Raw genomic sequence first — 26991 nt, 5'->3', positions numbered from 1 at the left:
AGAACACCGCGTCGGCCTGCCAAGACAGAAGGCACTGTCAAGCCCCATGATCAACCACTTGTCCGGCCTTCGTTCCTAGAATGGTTCGATGCATGCCGCGCCTTTCACAGAATTCGCCCTGTTGCTGATGGCCGCCGCCCTGGCCGGTGCGCTGTTTGTGCGGCTCAAGCAACCGGTACTGATCGCCTACATCGTCATTGGCATTGCGCTGGGCCCGGCGGGCTTTTCGCTGGTGCAGGCGCACGACCAGATCGACCTGCTGGCGCAGATCGGCGTCACGGTGCTGCTGTTCGTGGTGGGCCTGAAGCTGGACCTGCAGCATGTGCGCCACATCGGCCCGGTGGCGCTGGCCACGGGCTTGGGGCAGCTGGCCTTCACCATCGTCTTTGGTTTCGTGCTCATCCTGCTGCTGGGCAAGCCGCCAGTGGAGGCCTTGTACGTGGCGGTGGCGCTCACGTTCTCCAGCACCATCATCATCGTCAAGCTGCTGTCGGACAAGCGCGAACTCGACAGCCTGCACGGTCGCATCGCGGTGGGCTTTCTGATCGTGCAGGACCTGGCGGTGGTGCTGGCCATGATGGCCATGAGCGCACTCAAGGTCACTGAGGCGGACGCGGCAGGTGAGCTGGGCTGGGTAACGGTGGCGGCATCACTGGCGGGGCGTGTGCTGGCTGCGGTGGTGGTGATGGCGGTGCTGATGCGTTACGTGTTGCCACGCGTAGTGGCCATCATGGCGAAATCGCAGGAGTTGCTGCTGATCTTCGCGCTGGCCTGGGGCGTGGCGTTGGCCGCGCTGGGCGAGTGGGCGGGTTTCAGCAAGGAAGCCGGCGCCTTCCTTGCCGGCTTCTCGCTCGCTTCCACCCCCTACCGCGAATCGGTAAATGCGCGCTTGACCGGCATACGTGACTTCCTGCTGCTGTTCTTCTTCATCGACCTGGGCGCCAAGCTGGAGATGTCCACGCTGGGTGCTGAACTGGGCGCGGCGGCGGTGCTCTCGGTGTTCGTGCTGATCGGGAATCCCCTGATCGTGATGGCCATCATGGGCTTCATGGGCTACCGGCGTCGCACCGGCTTTCTGGCCGGACTCACGGTGGCGCAGATCAGCGAGTTCTCCATCGTGTTCGTGGCCATGGGCATCACCCTGGGCCACGTGGGCGTGACCGCGCTGGGGCTGACCACGCTGGTGGGTCTGATCACGATCACGCTGTCCACCTACATGATCCTTTACTCGCACCACCTGTTCGACTGGCTGGCGCCCTGGTTGCGGGTGTTCGAGCGTTCCACGCCGTTTCGGGAGATGGCGGTGGAAGACCGGCAGGATGCGCAGGCTGGCGCCGACATTCTGGTCTTCGGCATGGGGCGCTACGGCAGCCGCCTGCTGCAGCGCCTGCGCGCGCAGGGTGTGCAGGCCGTGGGGGTGGACTTCGACCCGGAAGCTGTGCGCGACTGGCACAAGCGGGGTCTGCCGGTGCGCTTTGGCGATGTGGAAGACCCGGACTTCCTTGAATCGCTGCCGCTGCCACACACCCGCTGGGTGGTGAGCACGCTGCCCTCGGGCGAATCGAACCGTGCCTTGCTGCATGCGCTGCGCGCCAGCGGCTACACCGGCAAGGTGGCGGTGGCCGTGCGCGACGAGACACAATCTGCCTTGTTGGCCGCCGCAGGTATTGACCGCGTGTTCAACCTGTTCGACGATGCGGCAGAGCAGGCCACGCACAAGATGTGCGAAGCTTTGCTGCAGGTGCATGATGTGAGCGACACCCCCAACGCCCCCGCACAGGAACCCTCATGACCACACGCAACAAGATCGACCTCAACGCCATCGTGGTCGCCACGGACTTTTCAACGGCGGCCAGGCGCGCCACCGACCGAGCCGCCCTCATCGCCCGCGACCAGTCGCTGCCCCTGCATCTGCTGCACGTGGTCCACGGCAACCTGCTTGACGACATGAAGGCCTGGCTGGACAACAGCAAGCTGTGGCAGGTGCGCATGTCGCAACAGACGCGCAAACGCCTGGACGACGAAGGGGTCCGGTTGCTGGGCGAACTGGGTGGTGACCTCATCCTGCTCACACACATCGTTGAGGGGCCGCCGGTGAGCGAGATCTGCGAGCAGGCTGACGCGGTGGAAGCTGGCCTTGTGGTGGTGGGTGTGCGCGGCACCAACCCGCTGCACCACCTGTTGATCGGCACCACCGCCGAGCGCCTGATGGGCAAGACAAACGTGCCGTTGCTGGCGGTGCGCACCGAAGCCAGTGCGCCCTACCAGCGCGTTTTGGTGCCGCTGGATTTTTCCAGATGGTCTGAGCATGCGGTGGACGTCGCACGCGCAGTGGCCCCCGGCGCACACCTGGTGCTCATGCACAGCTTCTCGATTCCGTTCGAAGAAAAACTGCGCTTTGCGGGTGTGGACGACGCCACCCTGAGCCACTACCGCGAGCGCGCCAGGCAAGACGCCCGCGACCACCTGGAAGCCCTTGTGGACCGCCACAGCCTGCTGCCCGACCAGTTCACCCTGAGCCTGACCGAAGGCGATGCGCCCATGCACATCCTCATGCAGGCCGGCGAACGCGCCTGCGACCTGATCGTGATTGGCAAGCACGGGCGCCAGGCGGCAGAAGAACTGCTGCTGGGCAGCGTGACCAGACATGTGCTGGCGGAAGCCGAGGTGGACGTGCTGGTATCCACCCATCACGGCGACTGACGCAGCCGGACATGGAGCCGGACCGATCGGTGACAATCCGGTCGCCATGAGCTTTTCACCCGTCACGCCCGCGTCCGATCCCACCGACACCGACCTGCCCCCGCTGGACGCCACGCCACCGGGCCTGTACCGCCACTACAAAGGTGGCTGGTACGCGGTGATCGACACAGTGCGCTGCAGCGAAACCCTGCAGGGCATGACCGTGTACCGCGCCTTGTACGGCGGCTTGGGCCTGTGGGTGCGCCCGGCCGCCATGTTCAATCAAAGCGCGGAATTCGACGGGCGGCATCAGCGCCGGTTTGTGCCCTGGAACCCCGCCGAAGTGCCTTTGGCCGACCTGCCCACCGCGCACGCCCTGGTGGCCTATCTGCGCGACCAGGCGCAGCGCCGGGGCATGGACCTGGACGCCGCCCTGCGCCCACCGCCGCCCGAACCCACCACCTGCTGCGAACGCGGCTGCAACGGCTGTGTGTGGGAAGGCTTCTACAACGCCATGGGCTATTGGCGGGACGATGCGATTGAACTGATCAGCCAAAAGCCTCCTCAAGCTGCGGCCTGAGCGCGCCGTCAACCAAACAGATCACGCTGCCCCCGCAGCGCCGCCGGCCGGAACTGGTTCAGGTCCAGCGGTTCACGGTCGCGGTTGAAGCCCAGACGGTCGCAGGTTTTGGTGAAGCGCTGGCGCAGCAGATCGGCCCAGATGCCCTGGCCCTTCATGCGCGTGGCGAAGTCGGCGTCGTAGTCCTTGCCGCCGTGCAGGTCCTGCACGCGGGCCATCACGCGCTCGGCCCGGTCCGGGTAGTGCAGCTGCAGCCACTGGCGGAACATGGGCTTGAGCTCCCAGGGCAGGCGCAGCACCTGATAGAAGGCCCGGCGCGCGCCGGCTTCATAGGCGGCTTCCAGCACCTGTTCCATGTCGGTGTTGATGAACGGGATCTGGGGCGACACGCTCACGCCCACGGGCACACCCGCCTCGGCCATCGTGCGGATGGTGCGCAGACGCCGGTGCGGTGCGGCGGCGCGTGGCTCCAGAATGCGCGCGAGCTTCGCGTCGAGCGTGGTGATGGTCACGTACACCGCCGCCAGCCTTTGGGCTCCCATGGGGGCGAGCAGGTCCAGGTCGCGCTCCACGCCACTGCCCTTGGTCACCATGGCCAGCGGGAAGTGTGCGGCGCTCAACACGGCCAGCACCTCGCGCGTGAGCTGCAAGTCACGCTCGATGGGTTGGTAGGCGTCGGTCACGGTGCCCACCGCCAGTCGCTCAGGCACAAAGCCCGGGCGCAACAGCTCTTCGCGCAGCACCGCCGCGATGTTGCGCTTGGCCACCAGCCGGGTTTCAAAGTCCAGCCCGGGCGAGAGGTTCAGGTAGCTGTGGGTGGGGCGGGCGTAGCAGTACACACAGCCGTGCTCGCAGCCCCGGTACGGGTTCAGGCCCAGCGTGAAGCCGAGGTCGGGCGATGCATTGCGAGTGATGGCGCTGCGCGCTTCTTCAAAGCTGACCTGGGTGGCGGGGGCTGCCGCCTCTTCGCCAGCAGCCACGGTCTCATCAAGCGTGCCCCAGCCATCGTCGAACGCAGCACGCGTGTCGGCCTCAAACCGGTGTGGCTGGTGGTGGGCGATGCCGCGGCCCTTGAGGACGTGGATGGGAATGTGATCGTGGGTCATGGCAGCGGCGCCGGCAAACTACTGGATATACATCCATACTTTAGCGCCAAACCACCGGGAGAGCTACCTGTGGATGCCCTTGCTCTGCCGGCTGCCTTCTTTCCAGCCATCGTCGGTCCCGAAAACCTCCTGCATGGATCGAACTTCGGGCAGCACATAAACAATGCCGTCCGTCCCGGTAAAGGCAGGGCTCACCACCTGCTTGTAAAAATGCGCGGGAACGTTGATGCACCCGTAGGAAATGCGCCGCTCTGCCGGCGAAGAACTGGCCAGCCTTTGAGCACGGCGCTCCATGGGATGGCCTTTGACCACCGGGTGCAGGGAGACGGCTGTGTCGTAGTCCACCCAGAGCATTTCCTGGCCCCTGAGGTTCTTGTCCAGATGAGCCACAAAACGGCCTGCCGGCGTGGTGCGTTCTTCCGGGCGAATGTCCGACAGCTTCTTGTCGCCGATGCCGGGCACCGAGTGATCGCCGATGGCCAGTCCAATCAGCGCGGGGGATGCGCCCCGCAACTTCCCCCTGGCATCGAACACGAGCACCCTGGCTTCCCGCTTGTCAACGATCACAAAAGGCTTGTTCAGGTTATCGCCCGAACCCACCACCCAATGGGCCAGGAGCCGGGCATCTTCGGAGGCTCTGATCTGGTTGAAGTCGGCCCGTCTCGAGCGCTGGGCGCTCTCGGGGAATTGCGCTTGCTCCCCTTTCTGGACGGGTTGTGGCGCCTCATCCTGGGCCGCATGAGCCTGCGCGCCGATCAAACAGACAAGCAGCCATCCCCAAAGCCATTTATCGGCTGAAGACCCTTGCCTTTTTTCAATTGTCCCCACCGTGGGCTCAGTTCCGTTCCGGTTTGGGAACGCGCACCGGCGCTCGGTAGATGGGGAGCGGCACTGCAATGGGCGATGCCAGCGGCACCTCAGCTGCCTGCGCCTCCTTCTCCGCCGGAGCCTCCACCACCAGGGTTGAATGGGGCAAAGGTGCTGCTGGCGACATCGTGAAAACGTAGCCCTGTGAAACGAAGGCGGCCCGTGTGTATGGCGACATCAGGGAAGGCAGGGACCCGGTGTCCACAAGCTGAGACGACACCACCGTGGCAGCGGCCACCGGTGGCGGTGGCGGTGCTGGTGCTGGTGCTGGTGCTGGTGCTGGTGCTGGTGCTGGTGCTGGTGCTGGTGCTGGTGCTGGTGCTGGTGCTGGTGCTGGTGCTGGTGCCGCCGTGATGCTGGCGCTTGTCCTGGACACGGCGGGCCCGCAGCAAGGGACTGCGAGCGCATATTGGCTGGCGTCTGCGCCGCTCAGGCTGTAACCGCTCAAGGTCACGAGCTTGTTCGTGCCGACGGTCGCGGTATTGAAGTTGGCGGCGTTGCCGGAACCCGCCACCAACGACACATCGCCCTCCGGGTCACCCTGCAGCAAAGGCAAGATGGTGGCCGTGGTGTTGCCGTCGGCGACCTTGTCCTCGGCCTGGGCATAGACCAGCATACGCTGAACGGGTGCCGCGCCGGTGAAGTTGGGGGCGTAGTCGGTAGGCGTGGTGTAGGCGTCCGGGTTGTAGATGACTGTGGTCGGCGCACCTGTGACCGTCGCTGGCGGCGCCAACGGCGCAAATGCAACCGTTCCACCGTCAGGGCCCGGGGCGCCAGCGCCATACCCGGCGGCCAGCACCAGTCCCAAAGGCAGGCCCAGGCTTTGCCCGTCAATGATGGACGTGGTGTGGGTCAGGGTGATCTCACCACTGATGACGATATCGTTGGCGGCGCACATGGTGACATTGCCGTTAGTGGTGGTCAGTGCGGCGCTCAGATCGATGTCCCTCCCGGCACCCAGCAACACACTTCCATTGGTCGTTGTGATGTCAGCGCCCAGCATCACATCCACATCGCGACCACAGCAAACGGCCAGGTTGCCGTTGGTCGCGGTGATGGGGGCATCAATGATCACATCGCGACCGGACAACAAGGTCAGCGTCGTCGGGGTGGAACTTGCTGTCCATACGAGGGCATCGTTGACTTTGATGCCGCCACCGCCGGCCGCCGGAGCGTAAAGATCGGACGTCGACAAGCTGCGGATGAGCTCGCCATCGGCATCAGTGGCCGTGCTGATGGTCACGCTGTTGGTCACCAGCATGTCTGAAAGCGTGGTTGCAGAAAAGTTGGCCGTGGGCGTGTCTTCAATGATGAAGTCTTGCGAGCCAATCAGCCACTCGCCTGTTTCACCCGTGGGCGCGAGCGTGGTCACGGTCGCCGTGGTGGCGATCTTCACATCGGCTGCGGAGGTTTCGATGAAACCGCCATCACCACCGCCGGGCGCAGAAGCGTCCAGGGTGCCATCCACGGTCACATCGCCATTTTCCAGGCCGCCTGTGAGCAGGATGGTGCCCTCTTCGCTGAGAATCGTCTGCGCCTGAATCACGCCGGTGTTGTTGACCGCATTGGACAACAGGCTGCCTGCGGCCCGGGTGGTCATCAGCACCCGGCCGCCATCGGCCTGGATCAAGCCGCCGTTTTCCACCAGTGCATTGACCACACCCTCGTCGACGGTGACGCTGAGCAACTGATCACCCGCCATGTCCAGCGTCATCGCATCACCAGCGGCCAGCGCGACCGTACCGAACCGGGCGACGATGTCCCCGTCGTTGCTCACATTCGCACCCAGCAGCGCCACGTAGCCACCGTCGGCTGCGGTGATCTCGCCTTCGTTGACCACCGATCCTGTGCCCGCACCAGAGAACGTGTAGTTGCCGGCCATGAAGTCGGCATCGGAAATGCCCAGCGTGGATGCCACCAGCCCGCCCACATTGACTGAAGCGCTCGGGCCAAAAAGGATGCCGTTGGGGTTGACCAGGAACACCTTGCCGTTGGATGTGAGGCTGCCCAGGATGCTCGTGGGGTCCGGACCGACGACCCGGTTCATGACCACCGAGCTGGTGCCTGGCTGCACAAACTGAACCGACTCGCCGGCCTGGATGCCAAAGCTCTCCCAGTTGATGGCCACGTTGGCCGTGGTCTGGGTGATGACCATGGCGCCGGGTGTGCCCCCTATGGTGGCACTGCCTGCCGAGACCGTGCCGCCTGTGGGTTGCGCAAAAGCAGTTCCCCCGCAGGCCAGCATCAGCGAAACGGCCAGGGCCTTCAGCCTGAAGCAAGCGCCAGCCGCCGCAGCGGCTGACGAACAGGACGAGCCCTTCTTGCCGGCACTGCGGGTGTTTTCAGCCACGGCCACGAAGGTGCCGGTCTGGTCGTTCCAGATGGATCGGTGAATACGGTTCATGGCGTTCTTTCGCGGTTTCTTCAAGGCTCGACTTCGGAGCAACATCAGCCCAGGCCAGGCCCGCGCTGGACAGGTTCAGAAATACTTGATGGCCTGGATCCAGAACCGGCCCGATTTGTCGGGCGCCGAGGTGGCAGGTTCATTGCCCAGCTTGCGGGCGTAGTACGCCCGCACCGCGAAGTTGTTGGGCTCAGCCCAGTTCACGCCCACACCGGCGCCGTGCAGGGTTCTGGTGTTCGGCGTAGCGTGCGACCACGGGTTCTTGTTGATGGTCACGCTGCCGGTGTCGACAAAGCCGATCAGGTGCAGCTGCCCGGGCAATTGATCGGGTTTGGGCAGCCGCACCCGGGCTTCGAGGGTTGCCATGTAGCCCTGGTCAGCATAGGCTTCGCCTTCCGGGTAGGCCCGCACGCCGTACATGCCGCCCAGCCCCATCTTTTCGGACGCATCGAGGTTCTTCGAGGCCAACTGGCCGCTGACACCGGCGTAGAGCGAAACGGTGTCGGTCACGCTTTGCAGCCGCGAGGCGTGCAAGCCCAGCTTGTTGAAATGCCCGTTGCTTTGCACCGGCGCGTCGGCCAGTACCAGACCGGGCGTTTGTAGATCGATGTTGCCGGTCGACCAGGTCAGTGAAAAGCCGGTCACCCCGCCCCGGCCCAGTTGGTCGCGGTGTTCACCCCGCAAGCTCGCCATCAGCACCTGGGCCTTCTTGTCTTCCACCGGCATGTCCGGGTTCAGTGGCCGCTTGTCCTGAAACGTCTTGGCGTCAAAGGCCAGGCCGGCGTGCAGATGGGTGTTGCGCGTGCGGATAAGGGGGTAAGTGCCGTACACGCTTGCGATCCTGGCCGTTCCAGTGGCCTGCGCGAACGCAAACTCCTTGCCCAGTTCGTAGTTCAACCAGCTGTAGGCCACACCCACCGTCGCCCGGCCCACCGGCACCTGGTAGGAGGCCCGCGCATAGGTCAGCCCCGGGCCTGAGGTCAGCGCCCGCAGTGAAGCCACGTCGCCCAGCCCGGCCGGGTTGTTCAGGTTCAGCGTGGCCCCCACGCGGTATTCGCCGGTGTAGCGGTTGCCGGCGTTGTCGGCATCGATGCTGCCCGAGACGCGCTTGCCCGGCACCACGTCAACGATCAGGTCGGAGGTGCCGAGGGATGCCCCTGGGGTCAGGGTCGAGCTGACTTTCACGCCGGGCGTGTCTGACAGCCGCAACAACCGGCTCTCGATTGGCGCGATAAGAATCGTGTCGCCGCTGTTGAGCCCCTCCAGTTGTCGCTGGATCTGGGCGTCGGACAGTGTGCTTTTGTTGCGCACGTCGATCTTGCCGAACTGGCCCTCGATCACGGCGATGGCGACCACGCCGTCCTTGATCTCCTGGGCCGGCAGGTAGGCCTGAGCCAGGAAGTACCCCTGGCTGCGATAGCGGTCGGTGATCTTCTGAGCCATGACGCGCAAGTCGGCCAGGCTCAGTTCGCTGCCGGGCCGAAAACCGGTCAGTGCGAGCAGTTCGGCTTCGAGGTAAACGGTCGCGCCAGTCACCTGCAAGCGATTGACCATGATCTTGACCGCGTCAGACGCAGGTGTGGCGGGTGTGGGACCAGACTCGATGCGGATGTCCGGCGCCAGTTCCTGCGGCGCGGGTGCCGGCGGAATCTGCCGGAGCTGGCTGCCCGCACTGGGTGGCTGCTGGGCATATGCGACCTGACTCAGCACCAGAAGAGCGACCGGCAGCATAAGGTTTTTGAGCACGGAAGGCCTTTGGCTAGAGAGGTGATGTATGGGCCCAGCCTGCGCGCCGCGACTGACGCCGTCTGTACCCCAACGCACGGAAAGACGACACACCTCCATTTGTTCGGTCCTTTTGCACGGAATCGGTCACACGCCGGCCAATTCGTGGCGCCGTTTTCCGGCACAGGCGGCACATGCCGCACCGAGCCCGCACGTCACCGCGGGTTTTGATCAAGCGGTCACAATGACTGCTTTGCCCAGATGCGGCACATCCCCTGCCCACAGAGACACCATGACCCCTCCTTCCCAAGCGGCGCCTACCGGCGATGCCATCGTGAGCGTGCGCAATCTCAGCAAGACCTACGCAGGCGGGTTCCAGGCGCTCCGGAACATCAACCTCGACATCCACCGGGGCGAGATCTTTGCCCTGCTCGGCCCCAACGGCGCGGGCAAGACCACGCTGATCAGCATCATCTGCGGCATGGCCAACGCCAGCGAAGGCAGCGTGACGGCCGACGGCCATGACACCGTGCGCGACTATCGCGCAGCGCGATCGCTCATTGGCCTGGTGCCCCAGGAGCTGCACACCGATTCGTTCGAGACCGTGTGGGCCACGGTGAACTTCAGCCGCGGGCTGTTCGGCAAGGCACCTGATCCGGCCTACATCGAGAAGGTGCTGAAAGACCTCTCGCTGTGGGACAAGAAGGACACCAAGATCATGGCGCTCTCGGGCGGCATGAAGCGCCGTGTGCTGATCGCCAAGGCGCTGTCACACGAACCCAAGGTGCTGTTCCTGGACGAACCCAGCGCCGGTGTGGACGTGGAACTGAGGCACGACATGTGGCGCATGGTGCGCAAGCTGCGCGAAGCCGGCACCACCATCATCCTCACCACGCACTACATCGAAGAGGCCGAAGACATGGCCGACCGCATCGGCGTGATCCGCAAGGGCGAACTGATCCTGGTGCAAGACAAGCACACCCTCATGCGCCAGCTGGGCCAGAAGCAACTGGTGCTCACCCTGCAGCAGCCTGTGACCAACCTGCCCGCTTCGCTGGCTGGGTGGTCGCTCGCGCTCTCGGCAGACGGCCAGATCCTGACCTACACCTTCGACGCACAGAAGGACGACACCGGTATTGCCCAGCTGCTGGCCGCCCTGAGCGCAGAAGACATCCACTTCAAAGACCTGCAGTCCAGCGAAAGCTCGCTGGAAGACATCTTCGTGAGCCTGGTCCACGAAACCAAGGCCGATGTGGCGAAAGAAAAGCATCCAGAACCTCACACCGATCGGAGGGTGACAGCATGAGCATGAGAGCAACGCAAGCTCACACCCACTTGGGGGACAGCGCAGTACACGAAGCGACCAGCATAGGGGCCTTATGAATCTGAACCTGCACGGCGCGCGCGCCATCTACCAGTTTGAGATGAACCGCGCTTTCCGCACCTGGATGCAAAGCATCATCGCGCCGGTGCTCTCCACCTCGCTGTATTTCATCGTCTTTGGCACGGCCATTGGATCGCGCATGGGCGAGATCGACGGCGTGAGCTACGGCGCCTACATCATTCCCGGTTTGCTCATGCTCTCGCTGTTGAGCGAGAGCATTTCCAACGCCTCCTTCGGCATCTATATGCCCAAATGGTCCGGCACCATCTACGAACTGCTCAGCGCCCCGGTGAGCTGGGTGGAGGTGCTCATGGGCTACGTGGGCGCGGCCGCCAGCAAAAGCCTGATGCTGGGCACACTGATCCTGATCACCGCGCGCGTGTTCGTGCCTTACGAGATCGCCCATCCGGTGTGGATGGTGGGCTTCCTGGTGCTCACCGCCGTCACCTTCTGCCTGTTCGGCTTCATCATCGGCTTGTGGGCCGACAGCTTTCAGAAACTGCAGGTGATCCCGCTGCTCATCATCACGCCGCTCACCTTCCTGGGCGGCGCGTTCTACAGCATCAACATGCTTCCACCGGTGTGGCAGACGGTCTCGCTGTTCAACCCCGTGGTCTACCTCATCAGCGGCCTGCGCTGGGCCTTCTACGGCGCGGCCGACGTGCACATCGCCGTGAGCACGGCCATGACGCTGGCCTTCATGCTGGCCTGCCTGGGTGTGGTGTGGTGGGTGTTCAAGACGGGGCACAGGATCCGTCGTTGAAAATCACTCGATGATTGTTCCCAACCACTGGGCTGAGGCCCGTCGCCAACACAAGACATCCTCCAAGCAAATCACCGTTCGCCGCTTTGGCTGGTCGCTCGAATCCGAGGCAGAAGCACAAGCCATGGCCGAGCAGCGCGCCAACGAGGCCCTGACAGATCTCCTGTCGGGCAGGCAACTGGACCGCCGTGAAAAGAAGGCTGCCTACAACGGGGCAGATGGCGTGCCCATACGCGAAGAGGTACTGACCCGCCTGGGTGAGACCGTAATCACTCGAAATGCCTATGGCGCCCACTGCTTGAACACTCCCCATGTGTTGTTCGCCGACATTGACTTCGCTTCGAACGTCCCACGCCGCTGGACCGCTTGGAGTATGGCTGTTTTGCTGACCACTTCACTGATGGCAGGTTTGTGGATGCAGAGCGCATCCGTAGCCTTGGTGGGCGCCTTCGCTTCATTGCTGCTGGCCTACGCGCTGGCGGCCAGCGCCCATGCCATATGGGTGGCGACGCAGGGTGGTCGCGAGGCCATGGCTCGCCGTCGTCTGAATGCATACCTGACCCAGCATCCGCTGTGGGGCGTTCGGGTCTACCGCACACCAGCAGGGCTTCGGGTACTTGCCACACATCAGACTTTCCGTGCAGACGCACCAGAAGCGCAGGAGTTCTTTTCGGCCGTTGGCGCCGATCCGCGATACGTCCGCATGTGCATCAACCAGCGCTGCTTCCGCGCACGCCTCACGGCCAAGCCTTGGCGCATCGGCGTGAGGGCTCATATGCGTCCGCGTCCGGGGATCTGGCCAGTGAACCCCGAACACCTGCCCGTGCGGGAGGCTTGGATCGAGAGGTACGAGGCCCAGGCCCGTGCTTTTTCTGCATGCCGGTTCGTCGAGTCTCTGGGTTCAGCCACCGAGCATATTGACGTGATGCCGGTGGTGGAGTTGCACGACCGCGAAACACGAGCCCTTCGCCAGGGAATGCCCATCGCTTGATGGCGACCGACTGCGGTACCGGCGAAGAACGAGGGACGCTTGGAAGGCAGATCTGTATCTCGTCTATGACCAGCTTGTTGAGATGACGTGGCATGCGAAAAAAAGGCCTCGAAACCTGCGTTTCGAAGCCTTTCGGGTTGACCTCAGCGCGGGGCTGAGGCCAAGGGGCAATGGGGTCTTGGCTCAGTAGCCGCCGCGACCGCCACCGCCGCCGTAGCCGCCGCCACCGGAGCGGTCACCGCCGCCACCACCGTAGCCGCCAGTGCGGGGAGGACGTGCCTCCATCGGACGGGCTTCGTTCACGGTGACGCTGCGGCCACCCAGTGACTGGCCGTTCATGCCCTGAATGGCGGCTTGCGCCTCGGCATCGTTGCCCATTTCGACGAAACCAAAGCCTTTGGAGCGACCGGTGTCGCGCTCCATCATGACCTTGGCGCTGGTGACAGAGCCGAATTCGCTGAAAGACTGTTGCAAGTCTTCGTCGCGGACGGTGTACGGCAGGTTGCCGACGTAAAGTTTATTGCCCATGGGGACTCCTCAGATACACATAAAACAAAGCGATGGGGTCCCGAAAGCACAACAAACCTGGAAGGTGCCGCCGTAGCGCGCGAAACTGACCGATCACCTGAAAGATGCGCGGACTTGTTCGCCCGCGCGTTGCCATTGTGCACCCATGGCCACCCAACCTCTCCCATTCTTTCTCCAAAAAACATCAAACACGGCATCTGGCGACAAATTTCTACTGTTGAAGTGCTCAAGGCGAGGGTATCGGTGCACCTCCACCTCGCACGACCCGATGGTGGCTTTCCCGGGAATGTGTCCCCAAGGCGCCCTGCCAGCAGCAGAGGCGCCCATGGATACCTACTGGCCGGCAAGGGAGAAGATGCGGTCCATAAACACCCATTTCTCCCCTGCCGGCGTCCAGGGCGTGGGCACCTGGTAGGTCCACATCAGTGTTTCCCAGCGCTGGATGACCGGATTGGCCTGCGAGGCCTCGGCCATTCCCTGCACGCTGTACACGGCGGGATCCACCTCCATCACCATGAACAGGCGGGTGCCCAGGCGGTAGATCTCCATGTCCAGCACACCCTGCGCGCGCAGGTGGTCGCGCACCTCGGGCCAGATGCGTTGATGGGCTTGTTCGTACTCGGCGATGCGCTGAGCGTCGTCCACCAGATCAAGTGCGAGTGCGTAGCGCATGCGTGTTCTTTCTTTTCCGTGGATGGCTCAGGACAGCGCGCGGTCCAGGTGGGTGTAGCCCCCATCCACAAACACCCATTGCCCGGTGGTGTGGGACGAGGCGTCGGACAGCAGGAACACGCAGGTACGCGCCATCTCCTCTGGGGTCGTCATGCGTTGGCCCAGCGGAATCTTGCGCGTGATGCTGGCCAACTTTTCTTCGGGGTTTTCGAAGGACTGGATCCAGCGCGCGTACAGCGGGGTCATCACCTCGGCCGGGATCAGTGCATTCACGCGCACGCCGTCGTTCAACAGCGACGCCGCCCACTCCCGCGTCAGCGACAGTTGTGCACCCTTGGACGCGGTGTAGCCGCTGGTGTTGCCCTGGCCGGTGAGCGCGGTCTTGGACGATACGTTGACGATGGCGCCGCGCGTGGCCTTCAGGTGCGGCACGCAATGGTGCGCCATCACGTAGTAGTGGATCAGGTTGCGCTCCAGCGAACCGATGAAGGCGTCGCGCCCGGCGTCCAGGCCCACGCTGTCGTTGACGCCCGCGTTGTTCACCAGACCGTCGATGCGGCCGAACTCGCTCACCGTCTGGGCCACCGCAGCGGCGCAGGCGGCTTCGTCGGTCAGCTCCAGCTGGATGAACCGGTGGCGCGCACCCGTGGCCTGCAGCTGTTGCGTGAATTCCGCCGACATCTGGCTCTTGCCCAGGATCACGGGCACGGCGCCTTCCTGCGCCAGGGTGAGCGAGATGGCGCCGCCAATGCCACTGGCGCCGCCGGTGACGATGACGATCTTGTCTTTGAGATGCAGGTCCATGGGCAATGATGATCGGGTTGTTGCTGTGCTTAAGCGATCAGGTGGTGCATACCGGCACGGTAAGGCCGTAGCAGCGCATGGCATTGCCGCGCCAGAAGGCGTCCTGCTCCCATGCGCTCAGGCGGGACTGTGCCCACCGCTGGGCCAGTCCCTGTACCGCTTCGTACGACGCGGCGAGCTGGCACACCGGCCAGTCGGAGCCGAACATCAGCCGGCGCGGGCCAAAGGCTTCTAGTGCTTCGTCGAAGCACCACAGAGTGTTTTCGATGTCCTGCGGTGTCAGCGCGGGCTGGTGCTGCCAGGCGGTTTCGGTCACCACGCCGGAGAGCTTGCACATCACATGCGAGAGCGCTGCGAGCTGCCGGATGTGCTGGCGCCAGTGCTGCCTGAGCTCTCGATCGCCGGTGGCCCAATTGCGTAGCGCGGGCTTGCCCACATGGTCCAGCACCAGCCAGTGTCGGTCGTGTCGGGCGCAAAAGAGAATGACCGAAGGCAGCTGGTGCTCGAAGACCAGCACCTCGTACACCAGTTGCCGATTCTGCAGCGTGCGCAGACCGCGCCGGTTCAGCGGCTCGTCCACCCAGGCCCGGACATCGGGCTCGTCCTGCAGGATGTGGCGCAAGCCCTTGAAAGCCGAATGGGCACTCCAGGCGTCGAGCCGGGGCTCCAGGTCGTCTGCACGCAGATCGGCCCAGCCCACCACACCCACCACCTCGGAGTGCTGCGTGGCCACCTGCAGCAGGAAGTCGGTTTCGGCGGTGTCGGTGCGCGCCTGCACGGCCAGCGCGACATCAATCCCCGCTGTGCGCATGGCCAGCGCGCGGTCCTCGGGCAGGCAGTCGCGCCGCAGTGCCGGCATGGCCTCGCTGATCCAGGGAAACGCTGGTGCGTTGTAGTGCCAGTAGTGCTGGTGGGTGTCGATCTTCATGCGGCCTGGGGCTGGAATTGGTATTGGTATTGGTATTGCTTCAATGACGCTGGCTTCATCTCGATCGAGAAGCCCGGGGCCCGCGGCGGCATGTAGGCCGCGCCACGGATGATGCAAGGATCCTTGAAGTGCTCGTGCAGGTGGTCCACAAATTCAATCACCCGACCTTCGCGCGTGCCGGCGATGCAAAGGTAGTCGATCATCGACAGGTGCTGCACGTACTCGCACAGCCCCACGCCGCCGGCGTGCGGGCACACCGGCAGACCGTATTTGGCCGCCATCAGCATCACCGCGAGGATCTCGTTCACACCGCCCAGGCGGCAAGCGTCGATCTGCACCACGTCGATCGCGCCGCGCATGATGAGCTGCTTGAAGATGATGCGGTTCTGGCACATCTCGCCCGTGGCCACCTTGACCGGCGCCACGCCCTCGCGGATCACGCGGTGGCCTTCGATGTCGTCCGGGCTGGTCGGCTCTTCGATGAACCAGGGCTTGGCAAAGGCCAGTTCGCGCACCCAGTCCACCGCCTGGTTCACCTCCCACACCTGGTTGGCGTCGATCATCAGGTGGCGGCCCGGTCCCAGCACCTCGCGCGCGATGCGCAGACGGCGGATGTCGTCGGCCTTGTCGCGGCCCACCTTGAGCTTGATGTGGTTGAAGCCCGCGTCGATAGCCTCCTGGCACAGGCGGCGCAGTTTGTCGTCGTCGTAGCCCAGCCAGCCGGCCGAGGTGGTGTAGCAGGGGTAGCCCTCGCGCTGCAGCGTGGCCCAGCGCTCTTCCTTGCCCACGGCGCGCGCCTTGAGCAGCGCCAGCGCTTCTTCAGGCGTGATGCAGTCGGTGATGTAGCGGAAGTCGATCAGCTTGACGATCTCTTCCGGGCTCATGCGCGCCACCAGCTCCCACACCGGCACGCCTTCCTGCTTGGCCCAGAGGTCCCACACTGCGTTGACGACCGCGCCCGTGGCGAGGTGGATGGCGCCCTTGTCGGGGCCGATCCAGCGCAGCTGGCTGTCGGAAGTGATGTAGCGCCAGAAGCGCCCCATGTCCTCGGCCACCCAGTCCATGTCCAGGCCCACCACCAGGTGGCGCATGGCTTCGATGGCGGCGCAGCAGATTTCATTGCCGCGCCCAATGGTGAAGGTCAGGCCGTGGCCTTCGAGCCCGGACTGGTCGGTTTCCAGCACCACGTAGGCCGCGGAATAGTCCGGGTCTGGGTTCATTGCGTCCGAGCCATCCAGATGCTGGGACGTGGGAAAGCGCACGTCGATAACGCGCAGGGAAACAATGACGCTCATGGGGTACCTGTGTCGGAGGTCTAGGCTTGGACAGTGGTTTGTGTCTGCACACCCAGGCCCTCGATGCCCAGGCGCATGGTCTGCCCGGCGCGCAGGTACACCGGTGGCTTCTGCCCCAGGCCCACGCCCGGGGGGGTGCCGGTGGAGATCACGTCACCCGGCTGCAGGCTCATGAAACGGCTCAGATAACTGATCAGGAAGGCCACGCCGTAGACCATGGTGGCGGTGCTGCCGTCCTGGTAGCGCTTGCTGTCCACCTCCAGCCACATGCGCAGCGCCTGAGGGTCGGGCACTTCGTCGGTGGTCACCAGCCAGGGGCCGGTGGGGCCGAAGGTGTCGCAGCCCTTGCCCTTGTCCCACGTACCGCTGCGGTCGAGCTGGTATTCGCGTTCGGACACATCGTTCACCACGCAGTAGCCCGCCACGTGAGACATCGCGTCGGCTTCCTCGATGTAGCGCCCGCCCTGGCCGATGACCACGCCCAGCTCCACTTCCCAGTCGGTCTTCACCGAGCCGCGGGGAATCTCCACGTTGTCGTCGGGGCCGACGATCGCGCTGGTCCATTTGTTGAACACCACCGGCTCGGGCGGCACGGGCATGCCGCTCTCGGCCGCGTGGTCAGAGTAATTGAGTCCGATGCAGATGAACTTGCCCACCTGGCCCACGCAGGCACCCAGGCGCAGGTCCTGTTGCGGCGTGCCGGCCACCAGCGGCAGGCTGTCGATGTTCAGGCTTCGCAGGCGCGCCAGGCTCTCGGGCAGCAGGGCCGCACCGGCCACGTCGGCGATCACGCCGGAGAGGTCGCGCACGCGACCCTGGGCGTCCAGCAAGCCAGGCTTTTCTTGGCGGGCGGGACCATAGCGCAAGAGTTTCACAGTGAGTCCTTGAATGCCCCCGCGCCGCGCCAGGGCGCGTCACCCCCCAGGGGGCAACACGAGCGGCCCGGCAAAGCCGGTTCCGCCGTGTTCTGGAGCGGAGCGGGAGTGGGTTGGTAGGTGGTGGATCAGTCGTACAGAACGGCCGAGATCTGGGGGTCGCTCATGTTCGACTTGTCGTAGTAGTAGAAGCCGGTGTCGATGATCGTGGGCAGCTTTTCTCCCTTGAGTGTCTTCACGGCCGCTTCCACTGTCTTGTAGCCAATGCCCACCGGGTTCTGGGTGATGGAGCCGGCGATGGTGCCGTCGTTGATCATGTCTTTCTGGGCCTTGCCGGAGTCGAAGCCGATGATCACGATACCGCTCTTCTTGGCTTCCTTGATGCCCTTGCCCGCGCCGATGGCGCCAGGTTCGTTGGTGCCAAAGATGCCCTTGAGCTTGGGGTGCGCCTGCACCAGCGTCTTGGCAATCTCGGCCGACTTCAGCTGGTCGCCGCCGTACTGCACGTCCACCACCTTGATCTTGGGGTACTTGGCCTTGATCTGGTTGAGGAAGCCGTCGCGGCGGTCCACACCGGTGCGGCTGGTCTGGTCGTGGGCGATCACGGCCACTTCGCCTTCGCCGCCGATCTTCTCGGCCAGCTTGTCGGCGGCCAGGGCGGCGGCGGCCAGGTTGTTGGTGGTGGCCGTGGTCACGGGAATGTCGCTGTCCACGCCCGAGTCAAACGCGATCACCGGGATGTTGGCGGCCTTGGCCTTGCGCAGCAGCGGGATGGCGGCCTTGCTGTCGAGTGCGGCGAAGCCGATCGCGGAGGGCTTCTTGGCCATGGCGGCCGAGAGCATGTCGATCTGCTTGTCCACCTGCTGTTCGGTCTCGGGACCCTCGAAGGTGACCCTCACCTTGTAGTCCTTGCCGGCCTGATCGGCGCCTTGCTTCACGGCCTGCCAGAACTGGTGCTGGAAGCCCTTGGACACCAGGGGAATGTAGATCTCCTGAGCCGACGCGAAGCTGGTGAAGCCGGCCAAGGCCAGGCCGGCTGTCAGGGCCAGCAGTTTTCTCTTTGTGTTCATGTTTGTCTCCTGTTGAAAAAATGTTTGTTGAACGGAATCGCGGGACGGGGAAAGCAAGGGGCAAGGTAGAGGGCTGTGGCGCGGCACGGTCTCCCTATTTCTTGTTGCGGCGCAGGTTGTCGGTGTAGACGGCCAGGATGATGATCAGCCCGGTGAGCACCATCTGCCACTCCTGCGCCACAGACATGATGCGCAGGCCATTGATCAGCACGCTCATGATGAAAGCACCGATGAGGGTGCCCAGGATGGTGCCCACACCGCCGCTGAGCGAGGTGCCGCCAATGACCACGGCGGCAATCGCGTCCAGCTCGTAGCCCTGGCCCAGGGCCGGTTGTGCCGAATTCAGCCGCGAGGCGATCAGCAGGCCGGCGATGCCGCAGATGGTGCCGGCAAAGGTGTAGACGATGACTTTCCAGCGGTCCACGTTCACGCCCGACAGGCGCACCGCTTCTTCATTGCTGCCCAGTGCAAAGGTGTAGCGGCCCAGCGCCGTTTTGTTCAGCACCACGGCGCAGACCACGGCCACCACAAACATGATGAGCACGCCGTTGGGAATCGGCAGCGAGGGGAACACTTCGCCGATGAGCGAACCCAGCGCGATCTGGTCGAAGCCCTCCACGTCGCTGAAGTAGATGGGGCGCGTCTGCGTGATCAGCAGGGACAGGCCCTTGAGCAGCATCATCATGCCCAGCGTGGCAATGAAGGGCGGCACCTTGAGCTTGGTGATGACCAGGCCCGACACACAGCCCGACAGTGCGCCCATGGCCAGCGCAAGCACGATGCCCAGCGGCAGGGGCAGCCCCAGGTTGACGATGAAGACGCCTGCCATCACGGCGCAGAAGGTCATCAGCACGCCCACCGAGAGGTCGATGCCCGAGGTGATGATGACGAACGTACTGGCGATGGCGAGCACGCCGATGACCGTGGTGGACTGCAGGATGCCAATGAAGTTGTCCTGCGTCATGAAGGCTTCAGGTTTGAGCACGCTGAACACCACGATCAGCGCGATCAGGCTGGCGAAGGCCAGCAGCTTTTGTTTGGCCTGTGCGCTCGCCAGACGGGACAACCAGGAAGACTTGGCAGGTGGGGTCATCGTGAGATCCAGGGTTTCTTTTTCGGTGTGTTGGTGATCCGGGCATCCGTGCGTGGTGATCAGTGCTCGGTGACTGGCGCGGTGGCCGCCTCGCGCCGGGTGGCCAGGGCCATCAGGTTCTCCTGCGTTGCCTCGCTGCCCGGCACCTCGCCGGTGATGCGGCCCTCGCACATCACCAGCACGCGGTGGCTCAGCTGCAGCACCTCGGGCAGCTCGGATGAGATCACCACGATGGCGCGGCCCTGCGCGGCCAGGTCGATCAGCAGTTTGTAGATTTCGCTCTTGGCGCCCACGTCGATGCCGCGCGTGGGCTCATCGAAGATCAGGATGTCGCAGTCCTGTACCAGCCACTTCGCGATCACCACCTTCTGCTGGTTGCCGCCAGACAGCAGGCGCGCGGTCTGGGTGAGAGAAGGCGTCTTGATGCGCAGCTTCTCCACCATCTGCTGCGACACCTGGTGAATCGCCGCGCGGTTCAGGAACATCCCCCACTTCAGCCAGCGCTTGAGGCTGGGCAAGGTGATGTTGGATTCCACGTCCATGCCCGTGGCCAGGCCAAAGTGTTTGCGGTCTTCGGAAAGATAGCCCATGCCGGCGCGTACCGCGTCTTGCGGCGAACGGATGCGCACGTGCTGGCCGCGCACAAATATTTCGCCGGCGTCCAGCGGGTCGGCGCCAAACACCGCGCGCGCCACTTCCGTGCGCCCTGCGCCCATGAGGCCGGCGAAGCCGACGATCTCACCGCGGCGCACCGAGAAACTCACGTCGCGGATGGCGCGGCCCCGGGTCAGGCCACGCGCCTCCAGCAGCACCTCGTTGGCCGAGGTGTCGGGGATGTGTTTGTCGGCGTGCTCCAGGTAGCGCCCCACCATCATCGCGATCACCTGCGCCATCGGGGTGTCGGCGGGCACGGTGTCGATGGTGGCGCCGTCGCGCATCACGGTGACGCGGTCCGCGATGCGCTGGATCTCGTCCATCTTGTGCGAGATATAGACAATGCCCACGCCCTCGCTGCGAAGCTGGCGGATGATGCGGAACAGCTCGCCGATCTCGGCGTTGTTCAGCGCGGCGGTGGGCTCGTCCATGATGAGCACGCGCGTCTTGAACGAGAGCGCCTTGGCGATCTCCACCATCTGCTGGCGTGCCACCGTGAGTTCGCCCACCGGGGTGGTGGGCGCGAGCACCAGGTGCAGGCGGTCGAACAGGGCCTGGGTGTCGCGGTTGAGCTGGTCTTCGTCCAGCAGCAGGCCTGCGGCCTTGCGCGGCTCACGCCCCAGAAAGATGTTCTGCGCCGCCGTGAGGTGCGCCATCAGGTGCAGTTCCTGGTGGATGATGCCGATGGCCAGCGACTGCGCGTGCGCCGGGCTCTCGATCTCCACCGGTTCACCATCGAGCCGCACCTCGCCACTGTCCTTGCGGTAGACCCCTGCCAGGATCTTCATCAGTGTGGATTTGCCCGCGCCGTTTTCACCCATCAGCGCGTGAACTTCGCCGGGGCGCAGGTCGAACCGCACCTTGTCCAGCGCCTTGACGCCGGGAAACGACTTGCTGAGGTTCTCAACCGAAATCAGTGGTGTCACGGCGGGGCCTTGGCTGGACAGGCTGGTCATGTCAGTTGCTCCACCGCGAAGCGCGCGACCCACGACGCATGAAACGGTCCAGTCCAGTGGCACCGCCGGGCCGGCTTTGCCGGACGGCCAGTGCCGCCCCCTGGAGGGGGCTGAGGGCCGCGGCTCCGAGCCTGCCTGCGCAGGCTTGGACAGCCCGAAGAAGCATCGACTCCGTCGATGCTGCGGCCTGCAAGGCACGCGAAGCGGCGCGGGGGTGTTTCATCCTAGATGGTCACGCCACCATCGACCAGCAAGGTCTGGCCGGTCACGAAGCGCGACTCATCGCTGGCCAGGAACACCACCATGGGCGTGATGTCGTCCACCGAGGCCAGGCGGCCCATGGGCTGGCGCGCGATGAAGTCTATTTCGGCCTGCACCGGGTCGGCCGCGGCGGCGATGCGGCCGCGCAGAGAGGGCGTGTCCACCGTGCCCGGGCACAGCGCGTTGGCGCGCAGGCCCTGCTTCACGTAGTCGGCAGCGAGCGACTTGGTCAGCCCGATCACGGCGGCCTTGGTCGCCCCGTAGGCACAGCGGTTGGCAAAGCCCTTGATGCTTGACGCCATCGAAGCCATGTTGATGACCGACACGCTGCATGCCTGCGTGCGGGCCTTCTCCAGCATCGCCGGCATAAAGGCGCGCGTCATGCGAAACATGCTTTTCACGTTCAGGTCGAAGCTCAGGTCCCAGTCGGCCTCGGTGCAGTCGAGCACGCTGCCGTTGGCCACCATGCCCGCGCAATTGAACAAGGCATCCAGCGCGGGCGTGCGCTGCGCCAGCGCCTGCACGGCTTCGCTGTCGCGCACGTCCAGCCGCACCGCTTCGATGCCCGCGTGTTCGCCCGCCAGTTGGTCCAGCAGCGGCTGGTTGATGTCGGTGGCAATGACCCGCGCGCCCTCGGTGGCGCAGGCCAGGGCGCTGGCGCGGCCAATGCCCTGTGCGGCGGCCGTGATGAGGATGGTTTTGCCTGCCAGACGACCTTCACGCATAGGGGAAATCTCGGTTGATTAAATTCACATATAAACAAATAATCCATGTATGAACAAAATCATAGGTGCGATCGTTCAGCGACCGGCTCGGTAGTTTCCCTAGTCAATGCCTCCCTGCGGTACAAATCGCCACCGCCAGACGCCAACATTTCGAGATCCACATGCCAGCCGCCACACCCAAACCCCGCGGGCGCCGCCCCAAGACCAGCGAGGTCACGCCCGATACCGCCATCGACGACCGCTACCGCGCGCCCGCGCTGGACAAGGGGCTGGACATCCTGGAATTGCTGGCCACGCAGCCGCACGGCCTCACGCGCGCAGAAATCGTGAAAGAGATGGACCGCAGCGCCAGCGAGATCTACCGCATGCTCGAACGCCTGGTGGCTCGCCAGTACGTGATGCGCACCCCTTCAGGCGACCGCTATGCGCTCAGCCTCAAACTGTTCGCGCTGGCCCACATGCACCCCCCCTTGAGCCGCCTGATCAACCAGGCGCTGCCCATCATGGACGACTTCACCCGCAAGGCCGAACAGTCGTGCCACATGGGGGTGTACGACCGGGGCAACGTGCTGATCAGCGCACAGATCAACAGCCCCAGCGGCTGGAGCTTTGCCGTGCAGCGAGGCGCCCGCGTGGGCCTGCTGGACACGGCCTCCGGCCACCTGCTGCTGGCCTTCGCCGACGAGGGCAGCTTCAAGCGCATGCTGGCCGAGCACACCCCGGTCGACGGCGAAGTGCCCACCACCCTGGAAGCGCTGCAGGCCACGCTAGCCAGCATCCGGGAGCGCGGCTACCTGGAGCGCGACAGCGCGCAGACCCAGGGTGTGGTGGACATCTCCTTCCCCATCCTTGGCCCGGACAACACCGCCCTGGCCACGCTCACCTGCCCCTACATCCGTCGTATCGACCGGCACGTGGGGCCGGAGATGGCCCAGGTGCGCGAATACCTGCGCGCTGCGGCCCGCGCGCTGTCGCTGACCCAGGGCATGAACACGGCGTAGCACCGCGTGACGCGGCCGGGCGGTTCGGAACGACCGTCGAAACACGGCCCCCTGGTAAACCCCCATACGCATGCCGGCAGGTGCCACCTACACTGCGGTCAATTGGTCTGACCAATTTACCAACTGACCACCCATGCCCTTCCAACCCATCGAACCGCGACGGCTCTATCGCCAGATTGCCGACCAACTGCGCCAACTCATCCAGAGCGGCGAATTCGCCGTAGGCTCGCGCCTGCCGGCCGAACGCGATCTGGCGCAGAAGATGGGGGTGTCGCGGCCGTCCGTGCGCGAAGCGCTGATCGCACTGGAAGTGCAAGGGCTCATCGAAGTGCGCGTGGGTTCGGGCATCGTGGTCATCGGCCGCGAGCCGCTGCGGCGGCTGGACAACGCGCACGGGCCACTGGAAATCATCCGGGCCCGCCAATTGATCGAATGTGAACTGGCCGCCGTGGCCGCGCGCAGCGAAGACAGCACCCTGGTGCCCGATCTGGAAGAGTCCTTGCGCGAGATGGAGAGCGCCATCGCCCAGCGAACGCTGCCCATTGAGGGCGACCGCAATTTCCACCTGCGCATCGCCCAAGCGAGCGACAACAGCCCTTTGCTGGCTGTCGTCACGCAACTTTTCGACGAACGCAATGGCCCGTTGTTCACGCGCCTGGGCAGCCATTTCGAGCGTGAAACCACCTGGAAGCAGGCCCTGGCCGAACACCGGGCGGTGGTCAAGGCGATCGAGCGCCACGACCCGCAAGCCGCCCGCACAGCCATGGACAGCCACCTGAAGCACTCGCACGAGCGCTTCTCTGCGGGCTGGGCCGCGCCGACGGAAACCGAAGCCCAAGGAAGCTGAAATGACCCCCACGTTCACTGCCCCCCGAGGGGGCTTCAGCCTCCTTGAGGCGGCTCGGCGGAGGCGGGGATGAGCCTGGCTTGCACACTGCACGGCCCTATGCACCTGAGTGTGGAGGAGCTGGCATCGGTCGAACCGGCGGCGGGCCAGGTGCGTCTGCGCCTGGGCGCCGGCGGCATCTGCGGTTCTGATCTGCACTACTACCAGCACGGTCGCGCGGGCGCCTTCGCCATTCGCGCGCCCTTCGTGCCGGGCCACGAAGCTTCCGGCGTGGTCGAGGCGGTGGGCGCCGGCGTCACCCGTGTGCGCGTGGGCCAGAAGGTGGCCGTGAACCCGGCCCACCCTTGTGGCATCTGCCCGGCATGCCGCGCCGGCCGCAGCAACCTCTGCGACCACATGGTGTTCCTGGGCAGTGCGGCGATTTTTCCGCACCTGCCGGGCCTGTTCAGAGAGCAGTTCGTGGTGGCCGAATCGCAGCTCACGGCGGTGACTGAGGACGTGAGCCTGGGCGAGATCGCCTGCGCAGAGCCGCTGTCCGTGGGCCTGCACGCGGTGCGCCGCGCCGGCTCACTGCTGGGCGCCACGGTGCTGGTCACCGGTGCCGGCACCATTGGTTGCATGGCGGTGATCGCCGCGCGGCTGGCCGGCGCCGCCCGTGTGCTGTGCAGCGACCCCAATGATCGGGCGCGTGCGATGGCGCTCACCGTGGGTGCCGACGAGGCACAGCCCGACACCAGCACCAGCACCTGGACCGGCCAGGTCGATGTGGCGATCGAAGCGGCTGGGCATCCATCCGCGCTCGCGGGCTGCCTGTCGGCCGTGCGCCGGGGTGCGCGCATCGTGCAGGTGGGCACGCTGCCGCTCGAGCTGCTCTTTCCAGCCAACGACATCATGACCCGCGAGCTGGACTACGTGGGTGCGTTTCGCGCCGACGTCGAATTCGACTGGGCCGTGCAGGCCATCCGCAGCCGGCGCGCCGACGTGCGCCCGCTCATCAGTGCACAGATCCCGATCAGCGAATCGAAGGCGGCCTTCGATTTGGCTCTGGACCGCAGCCGCAGCACCAAAGTGCAGCTCATCCCCGGCTAGGGGCGCGCTGACACCCTTTCCACAACGACAGGAGACACCGAATGAACACCCAACGCATCACCCTGACCCTGGCCGCCGGTCTGATCGTCGCCGCCCCCGCCTTCGCCCAGACCAAGCTCAAATGGGCCCACGTGTACGAAACCTCAGAGCCGTTCCATACCGCCTCCGTGTGGGCGGCCGAAGAGATCAAGAAGCGCAGCGGCGGCCGCTACCAGATCGATGTGTACCCCGCTTCGCAGTTGGGCAAGGAAAACGACATCAACCAGGGACTGAGCCTGGGCACGGTGGACATCATCATTTCCGGCTCCAGCTTTGCGGCCAAGGCCTTCCCGCGCATCGGCGTCACCTACTACCCCTACACCTTCCGCGATGTGGACCACCTGCTGGCCTACACCAAGAGCGACATCTACAAGGAACTGACCGCGGGCTACGTGCAAAAGAGCGGCAACGAAATCGTCGCCACCACCTACTACGGCACCCGCCACACCACGAGCAACAAGCCGATTGCCAAGTGCGCCGACATGAAGGGCCTGAAGATGCGCGTGCCCGATGTGCCGGCCTACTTGGCCATGCCGCGCGCCTGCGGCGCCAACACCTCGCCCATCGCCTTCGCCGAGGTCTACCTGGCGCTGCAAAACGGCACTGTGGAAGCCCAGGAAAACCCGCTGCCCACCATCGAAGCCAAAAAGTTCTTCGAGGTGCAGAAGCACATTGTGCTGACCGGCCACATCGTGGACCACCTGAACACCGTGGTGGCCGGCGGCCTGTGGAAGAAGCTGTCTGACGCCGACAAGAAGATGTTCGTTGAAGTGACTCAGGAAGCCGCCGCCAAGGCATCGAAAGAAGTGGCCGCCCGGGAAAAGGAACTGGCCGCCGTGTTCCGTGGAAAGGGCGTGAGCGTGACCGAGGTGGACACCAGCGAGTTCCGCGACACCGTGCTGAAGAATGTGAGCTTCGAGCAGTTCGGCTACCAGAAGGCAGACTGGGACCGCATCCAGGCCGTCAAGTAAGGCGCACCGCATGTCGCTTCACAGCGCTCTGCCCGTTGCGAGTGGCGCAGCGGCGTCGCACCCGGTCGAGACCAGCGCGGAAGCGCTGGTCGCCAGCTTCGCCGAGGCCGACCAGCACAAGGTGAATCTCTCGGTCTACGGCATCGAAGACTGGATCTGCCTCGGCTTTTTCTGGACCATGGCCGGTCTGGTGTTCCTGCAGTTCTTCAGCCGCTACGTGCTGAACGACTCGTTCGCCTGGACCGAGGAACTGGCCGTGTACTGCCTGATGCCGGTGGTCTTCATCGGCGCGTCCATGTGTGTGCGGCGGGTGCGGCACATCCAGGTCAACCTGGTGTACAGCCACCTGCCCACTTCGGCGGGCCGGGTGCTCTCCACCCTGGTGGATTTGGCAGCCATCGCCTTCTACGGGTACGCCAGCTGGCTGGTGGCGCGCTACGCGCTGGCGGTGAACAACGAACCCATGACCACCATCGACTGGAACAAGAGCTACGTGTACTGGCTGGCCTTTGCCGGCTTTGCCCTGATGACCGTGCGCGGCGTGCAGGTGGCGGTGAACAACTGGCGGCGCGGCTTCTCGCCACTGCAGAACCCCGGCTTTTTCGACGGCTCGGCCAGTTGAGAGACTGCGAGTCTTCTATCCATGCGCGCCTTTCGGGTTCGGCCAAAAAACTCTCAGCC

At 64.7% G+C, this 26991-nt stretch carries 25 protein-coding genes and 1 pseudogene; 12 read left to right on the top strand and 14 right to left on the bottom strand.

Features of this window, described 5'->3' with window-relative positions:
• Positions 1-88: 88 nt before the first annotated feature.
• From J2W49_RS16685 to J2W49_RS16670, 4 genes and pseudogenes are all read left to right on the top strand, one after another.
• Positions 89-1792 carry a cation:proton antiporter gene (locus tag J2W49_RS16685; RefSeq protein ID WP_310318666.1) on the top strand — a complete coding sequence of 568 codons (1704 nt, stop codon included), beginning with the start codon at positions 89-91 and terminating at the stop codon, positions 1790-1792.
• Positions 1789-2703, top strand: coding sequence for a universal stress protein (locus J2W49_RS16680; protein WP_310318663.1), 915 nt, complete (start codon positions 1789-1791; stop codon positions 2701-2703). The genes J2W49_RS16685 and J2W49_RS16680 overlap by 4 nt, the downstream gene beginning before the upstream one ends.
• A gap of 46 nt (positions 2704-2749) precedes the next feature.
• A pseudogene (locus J2W49_RS16675) lies at positions 2750-3004 on the top strand (DUF1653 domain-containing protein); the annotation flags it as partial.
• Between the two features lie 93 nt (positions 3005-3097).
• Positions 3098-3262, top strand: coding sequence for an oxidoreductase-like domain-containing protein (locus tag J2W49_RS16670; protein WP_310319170.1), 165 nt, complete (start codon positions 3098-3100; stop codon positions 3260-3262).
• Positions 3263-3270: 8 nt separating this feature from the next.
• On the opposite strand, the gene J2W49_RS16665 is transcribed toward J2W49_RS16670, so the two are convergent.
• From J2W49_RS16665 to J2W49_RS16650, 4 genes are all read right to left on the bottom strand, one after another.
• Positions 3271-4368: a PA0069 family radical SAM protein gene (locus tag J2W49_RS16665; RefSeq protein ID WP_310318660.1), complete on the bottom strand. Its 1098-nt coding sequence runs from the start codon at positions 4366-4368 to the stop codon at positions 3271-3273.
• A 63-nt stretch (positions 4369-4431) separates the two neighbouring features.
• A complete protein-coding gene (locus J2W49_RS16660; protein ID WP_310318658.1) occupies positions 4432-4935 on the bottom strand; it encodes a L,D-transpeptidase in 504 nt (167 codons plus the stop codon).
• A 268-nt stretch (positions 4936-5203) separates the two neighbouring features.
• The gene (locus tag J2W49_RS16655; protein ID WP_310318654.1) at positions 5204-7639 is read right to left on the bottom strand and encodes a two-partner secretion domain-containing protein; all 2436 of its coding nucleotides are present in this window, start codon (positions 7637-7639) and stop codon (positions 5204-5206) included.
• 75 nt (positions 7640-7714) lie between these two features.
• Positions 7715-9385 (bottom strand): ShlB/FhaC/HecB family hemolysin secretion/activation protein, encoded by a 1671-nt coding sequence (locus J2W49_RS16650; protein WP_310318652.1) that lies wholly within the window; start codon positions 9383-9385, stop codon positions 7715-7717.
• Between the two features lie 271 nt (positions 9386-9656).
• Between J2W49_RS16650 and J2W49_RS16645 the strand changes: the two genes are divergently transcribed.
• From J2W49_RS16645 to J2W49_RS16635, 3 genes are all read left to right on the top strand, one after another.
• Positions 9657-10670, top strand: a complete 1014-nt coding sequence (locus J2W49_RS16645) for an ABC transporter ATP-binding protein (RefSeq protein WP_310318649.1) — start codon at positions 9657-9659, stop codon at positions 10668-10670.
• A 73-nt stretch (positions 10671-10743) separates the two neighbouring features.
• Positions 10744-11511, top strand: coding sequence for an ABC transporter permease (locus J2W49_RS16640; protein WP_405001043.1), 768 nt, complete (start codon positions 10744-10746; stop codon positions 11509-11511).
• Positions 11512-11521: 10 nt separating this feature from the next.
• The gene (locus tag J2W49_RS16635) at positions 11522-12502 is read left to right on the top strand and encodes a hypothetical protein (RefSeq protein WP_310318646.1); all 981 of its coding nucleotides are present in this window, start codon (positions 11522-11524) and stop codon (positions 12500-12502) included.
• A gap of 183 nt (positions 12503-12685) precedes the next feature.
• Here J2W49_RS16635 and J2W49_RS16630 read toward each other — a convergent pair whose 3' ends face one another.
• The 10 genes from J2W49_RS16630 to J2W49_RS16585 all read right to left on the bottom strand — a co-directional run bounded on the left by J2W49_RS16630 (position 12686) and on the right by J2W49_RS16585 (position 22363).
• Positions 12686-13030, bottom strand: coding sequence for an RNA recognition motif domain-containing protein (locus J2W49_RS16630; protein ID WP_310318642.1), 345 nt, complete (start codon positions 13028-13030; stop codon positions 12686-12688).
• Positions 13031-13363: 333 nt separating this feature from the next.
• Positions 13364-13702 carry an L-rhamnose mutarotase gene (locus tag J2W49_RS16625; protein WP_310318639.1) on the bottom strand — a complete coding sequence of 113 codons (339 nt, stop codon included), beginning with the start codon at positions 13700-13702 and terminating at the stop codon, positions 13364-13366.
• A 27-nt stretch (positions 13703-13729) separates the two neighbouring features.
• A complete protein-coding gene (locus J2W49_RS16620; RefSeq protein ID WP_310318636.1) occupies positions 13730-14506 on the bottom strand; it encodes an L-fucose dehydrogenase in 777 nt (258 codons plus the stop codon).
• Between the two features lie 37 nt (positions 14507-14543).
• Positions 14544-15434: an L-fucono-1,5-lactonase gene (locus J2W49_RS16615; protein ID WP_310318633.1), complete on the bottom strand. Its 891-nt coding sequence runs from the start codon at positions 15432-15434 to the stop codon at positions 14544-14546.
• On the bottom strand, positions 15431-16729 hold the full coding sequence (locus tag J2W49_RS16610) for an L-fuconate dehydratase (protein ID WP_310318632.1): 1299 nt from the start codon (positions 16727-16729) through the stop codon (positions 15431-15433). The genes J2W49_RS16615 and J2W49_RS16610 overlap by 4 nt, the downstream gene beginning before the upstream one ends.
• A gap of 20 nt (positions 16730-16749) precedes the next feature.
• On the bottom strand, positions 16750-17604 hold the full coding sequence (locus J2W49_RS16605; RefSeq protein WP_310318630.1) for a fumarylacetoacetate hydrolase family protein: 855 nt from the start codon (positions 17602-17604) through the stop codon (positions 16750-16752).
• Between the two features lie 128 nt (positions 17605-17732).
• Complete coding sequence (locus J2W49_RS16600) at positions 17733-18674, bottom strand: ABC transporter substrate-binding protein (RefSeq protein WP_310318626.1); 942 nt, start codon at positions 18672-18674, stop codon at positions 17733-17735.
• 94 nt (positions 18675-18768) lie between these two features.
• The gene (locus J2W49_RS16595) at positions 18769-19767 is read right to left on the bottom strand and encodes an ABC transporter permease (RefSeq protein WP_310318624.1); all 999 of its coding nucleotides are present in this window, start codon (positions 19765-19767) and stop codon (positions 18769-18771) included.
• 59 nt (positions 19768-19826) lie between these two features.
• Positions 19827-21377 carry a sugar ABC transporter ATP-binding protein gene (locus J2W49_RS16590; RefSeq protein ID WP_310318622.1) on the bottom strand — a complete coding sequence of 517 codons (1551 nt, stop codon included), beginning with the start codon at positions 21375-21377 and terminating at the stop codon, positions 19827-19829.
• Between the two features lie 224 nt (positions 21378-21601).
• Complete coding sequence (locus J2W49_RS16585) at positions 21602-22363, bottom strand: SDR family oxidoreductase (protein ID WP_310318619.1); 762 nt, start codon at positions 22361-22363, stop codon at positions 21602-21604.
• A 161-nt stretch (positions 22364-22524) separates the two neighbouring features.
• Between J2W49_RS16585 and J2W49_RS16580 the strand changes: the two genes are divergently transcribed.
• The 5 genes from J2W49_RS16580 (at position 22525) to J2W49_RS16560 (ending at position 26932) form a co-directional block, all read left to right on the top strand.
• Positions 22525-23364 (top strand): IclR family transcriptional regulator, encoded by an 840-nt coding sequence (locus tag J2W49_RS16580; protein ID WP_310318617.1) that lies wholly within the window; start codon positions 22525-22527, stop codon positions 23362-23364.
• 133 nt (positions 23365-23497) lie between these two features.
• Positions 23498-24211 (top strand): FadR/GntR family transcriptional regulator, encoded by a 714-nt coding sequence (locus J2W49_RS16575; protein WP_310318614.1) that lies wholly within the window; start codon positions 23498-23500, stop codon positions 24209-24211.
• Positions 24212-24280: 69 nt separating this feature from the next.
• Positions 24281-25300, top strand: coding sequence for an L-idonate 5-dehydrogenase (locus tag J2W49_RS16570; RefSeq protein ID WP_310318612.1), 1020 nt, complete (start codon positions 24281-24283; stop codon positions 25298-25300).
• Between the two features lie 41 nt (positions 25301-25341).
• Positions 25342-26310 carry a sialic acid TRAP transporter substrate-binding protein SiaP gene (locus J2W49_RS16565; protein WP_310318609.1) on the top strand — a complete coding sequence of 323 codons (969 nt, stop codon included), beginning with the start codon at positions 25342-25344 and terminating at the stop codon, positions 26308-26310.
• A 10-nt stretch (positions 26311-26320) separates the two neighbouring features.
• On the top strand, positions 26321-26932 hold the full coding sequence (locus tag J2W49_RS16560; protein WP_310318607.1) for a TRAP transporter small permease: 612 nt from the start codon (positions 26321-26323) through the stop codon (positions 26930-26932).
• The last annotated feature ends 59 nt before the right edge of the window (positions 26933-26991 follow it).

Origin of the sequence: Hydrogenophaga palleronii (assembly GCF_031457455.1) — a bacterium.
GTDB lineage: Bacteria > Pseudomonadota > Gammaproteobacteria > Burkholderiales > Burkholderiaceae_C > Hydrogenophaga > Hydrogenophaga palleronii_A.
Note: the sequence above shows the minus strand (reverse complement) of the source record. Positions and strands in the feature narration are given on the sequence as shown.

Bases quoted from the DNA above. Each gene is read 5' to 3' on its own strand.
- J2W49_RS16685 (WP_310318666.1), top strand. From the start codon at position 89: ATGCATGCCGCGCCTTTCACAGAATTCGCCCTGTTGCTGATGGCCGCC.
- J2W49_RS16680 (WP_310318663.1), top strand. From the start codon at position 1,789: ATGACCACACGCAACAAGATCGACCTCAACGCCATCGTGGTCGCCACG.
- J2W49_RS16670 (WP_310319170.1), top strand. From the start codon at position 3,098: ATGGACCTGGACGCCGCCCTGCGCCCACCGCCGCCCGAACCCACCACC.
- J2W49_RS16665 (WP_310318660.1), bottom strand. From the start codon at position 4,368: ATGACCCACGATCACATTCCCATCCACGTCCTCAAGGGCCGCGGCATC.
- J2W49_RS16655 (WP_310318654.1), bottom strand. From the start codon at position 7,639: ATGAACCGTATTCACCGATCCATCTGGAACGACCAGACCGGCACCTTC.
- J2W49_RS16645 (WP_310318649.1), top strand. From the start codon at position 9,657: ATGACCCCTCCTTCCCAAGCGGCGCCTACCGGCGATGCCATCGTGAGC.
- J2W49_RS16640 (WP_405001043.1), top strand. From the start codon at position 10,744: ATGAATCTGAACCTGCACGGCGCGCGCGCCATCTACCAGTTTGAGATG.
- J2W49_RS16635 (WP_310318646.1), top strand. From the start codon at position 11,522: ATGATTGTTCCCAACCACTGGGCTGAGGCCCGTCGCCAACACAAGACA.
- J2W49_RS16630 (WP_310318642.1), bottom strand. From the start codon at position 13,030: ATGGGCAATAAACTTTACGTCGGCAACCTGCCGTACACCGTCCGCGAC.
- J2W49_RS16625 (WP_310318639.1), bottom strand. From the start codon at position 13,702: ATGCGCTACGCACTCGCACTTGATCTGGTGGACGACGCTCAGCGCATC.
- J2W49_RS16620 (WP_310318636.1), bottom strand. From the start codon at position 14,506: ATGGACCTGCATCTCAAAGACAAGATCGTCATCGTCACCGGCGGCGCC.
- J2W49_RS16615 (WP_310318633.1), bottom strand. From the start codon at position 15,434: ATGAAGATCGACACCCACCAGCACTACTGGCACTACAACGCACCAGCG.
- J2W49_RS16610 (WP_310318632.1), bottom strand. From the start codon at position 16,729: ATGAGCGTCATTGTTTCCCTGCGCGTTATCGACGTGCGCTTTCCCACG.
- J2W49_RS16600 (WP_310318626.1), bottom strand. From the start codon at position 18,674: ATGAACACAAAGAGAAAACTGCTGGCCCTGACAGCCGGCCTGGCCTTG.
- J2W49_RS16595 (WP_310318624.1), bottom strand. From the start codon at position 19,767: ATGACCCCACCTGCCAAGTCTTCCTGGTTGTCCCGTCTGGCGAGCGCA.
- J2W49_RS16590 (WP_310318622.1), bottom strand. From the start codon at position 21,377: ATGACCAGCCTGTCCAGCCAAGGCCCCGCCGTGACACCACTGATTTCG.
- J2W49_RS16585 (WP_310318619.1), bottom strand. From the start codon at position 22,363: ATGCGTGAAGGTCGTCTGGCAGGCAAAACCATCCTCATCACGGCCGCC.
- J2W49_RS16580 (WP_310318617.1), top strand. From the start codon at position 22,525: ATGCCAGCCGCCACACCCAAACCCCGCGGGCGCCGCCCCAAGACCAGC.
- J2W49_RS16575 (WP_310318614.1), top strand. From the start codon at position 23,498: ATGCCCTTCCAACCCATCGAACCGCGACGGCTCTATCGCCAGATTGCC.
- J2W49_RS16570 (WP_310318612.1), top strand. From the start codon at position 24,281: ATGAGCCTGGCTTGCACACTGCACGGCCCTATGCACCTGAGTGTGGAG.
- J2W49_RS16565 (WP_310318609.1), top strand. From the start codon at position 25,342: ATGAACACCCAACGCATCACCCTGACCCTGGCCGCCGGTCTGATCGTC.
- J2W49_RS16560 (WP_310318607.1), top strand. From the start codon at position 26,321: ATGTCGCTTCACAGCGCTCTGCCCGTTGCGAGTGGCGCAGCGGCGTCG.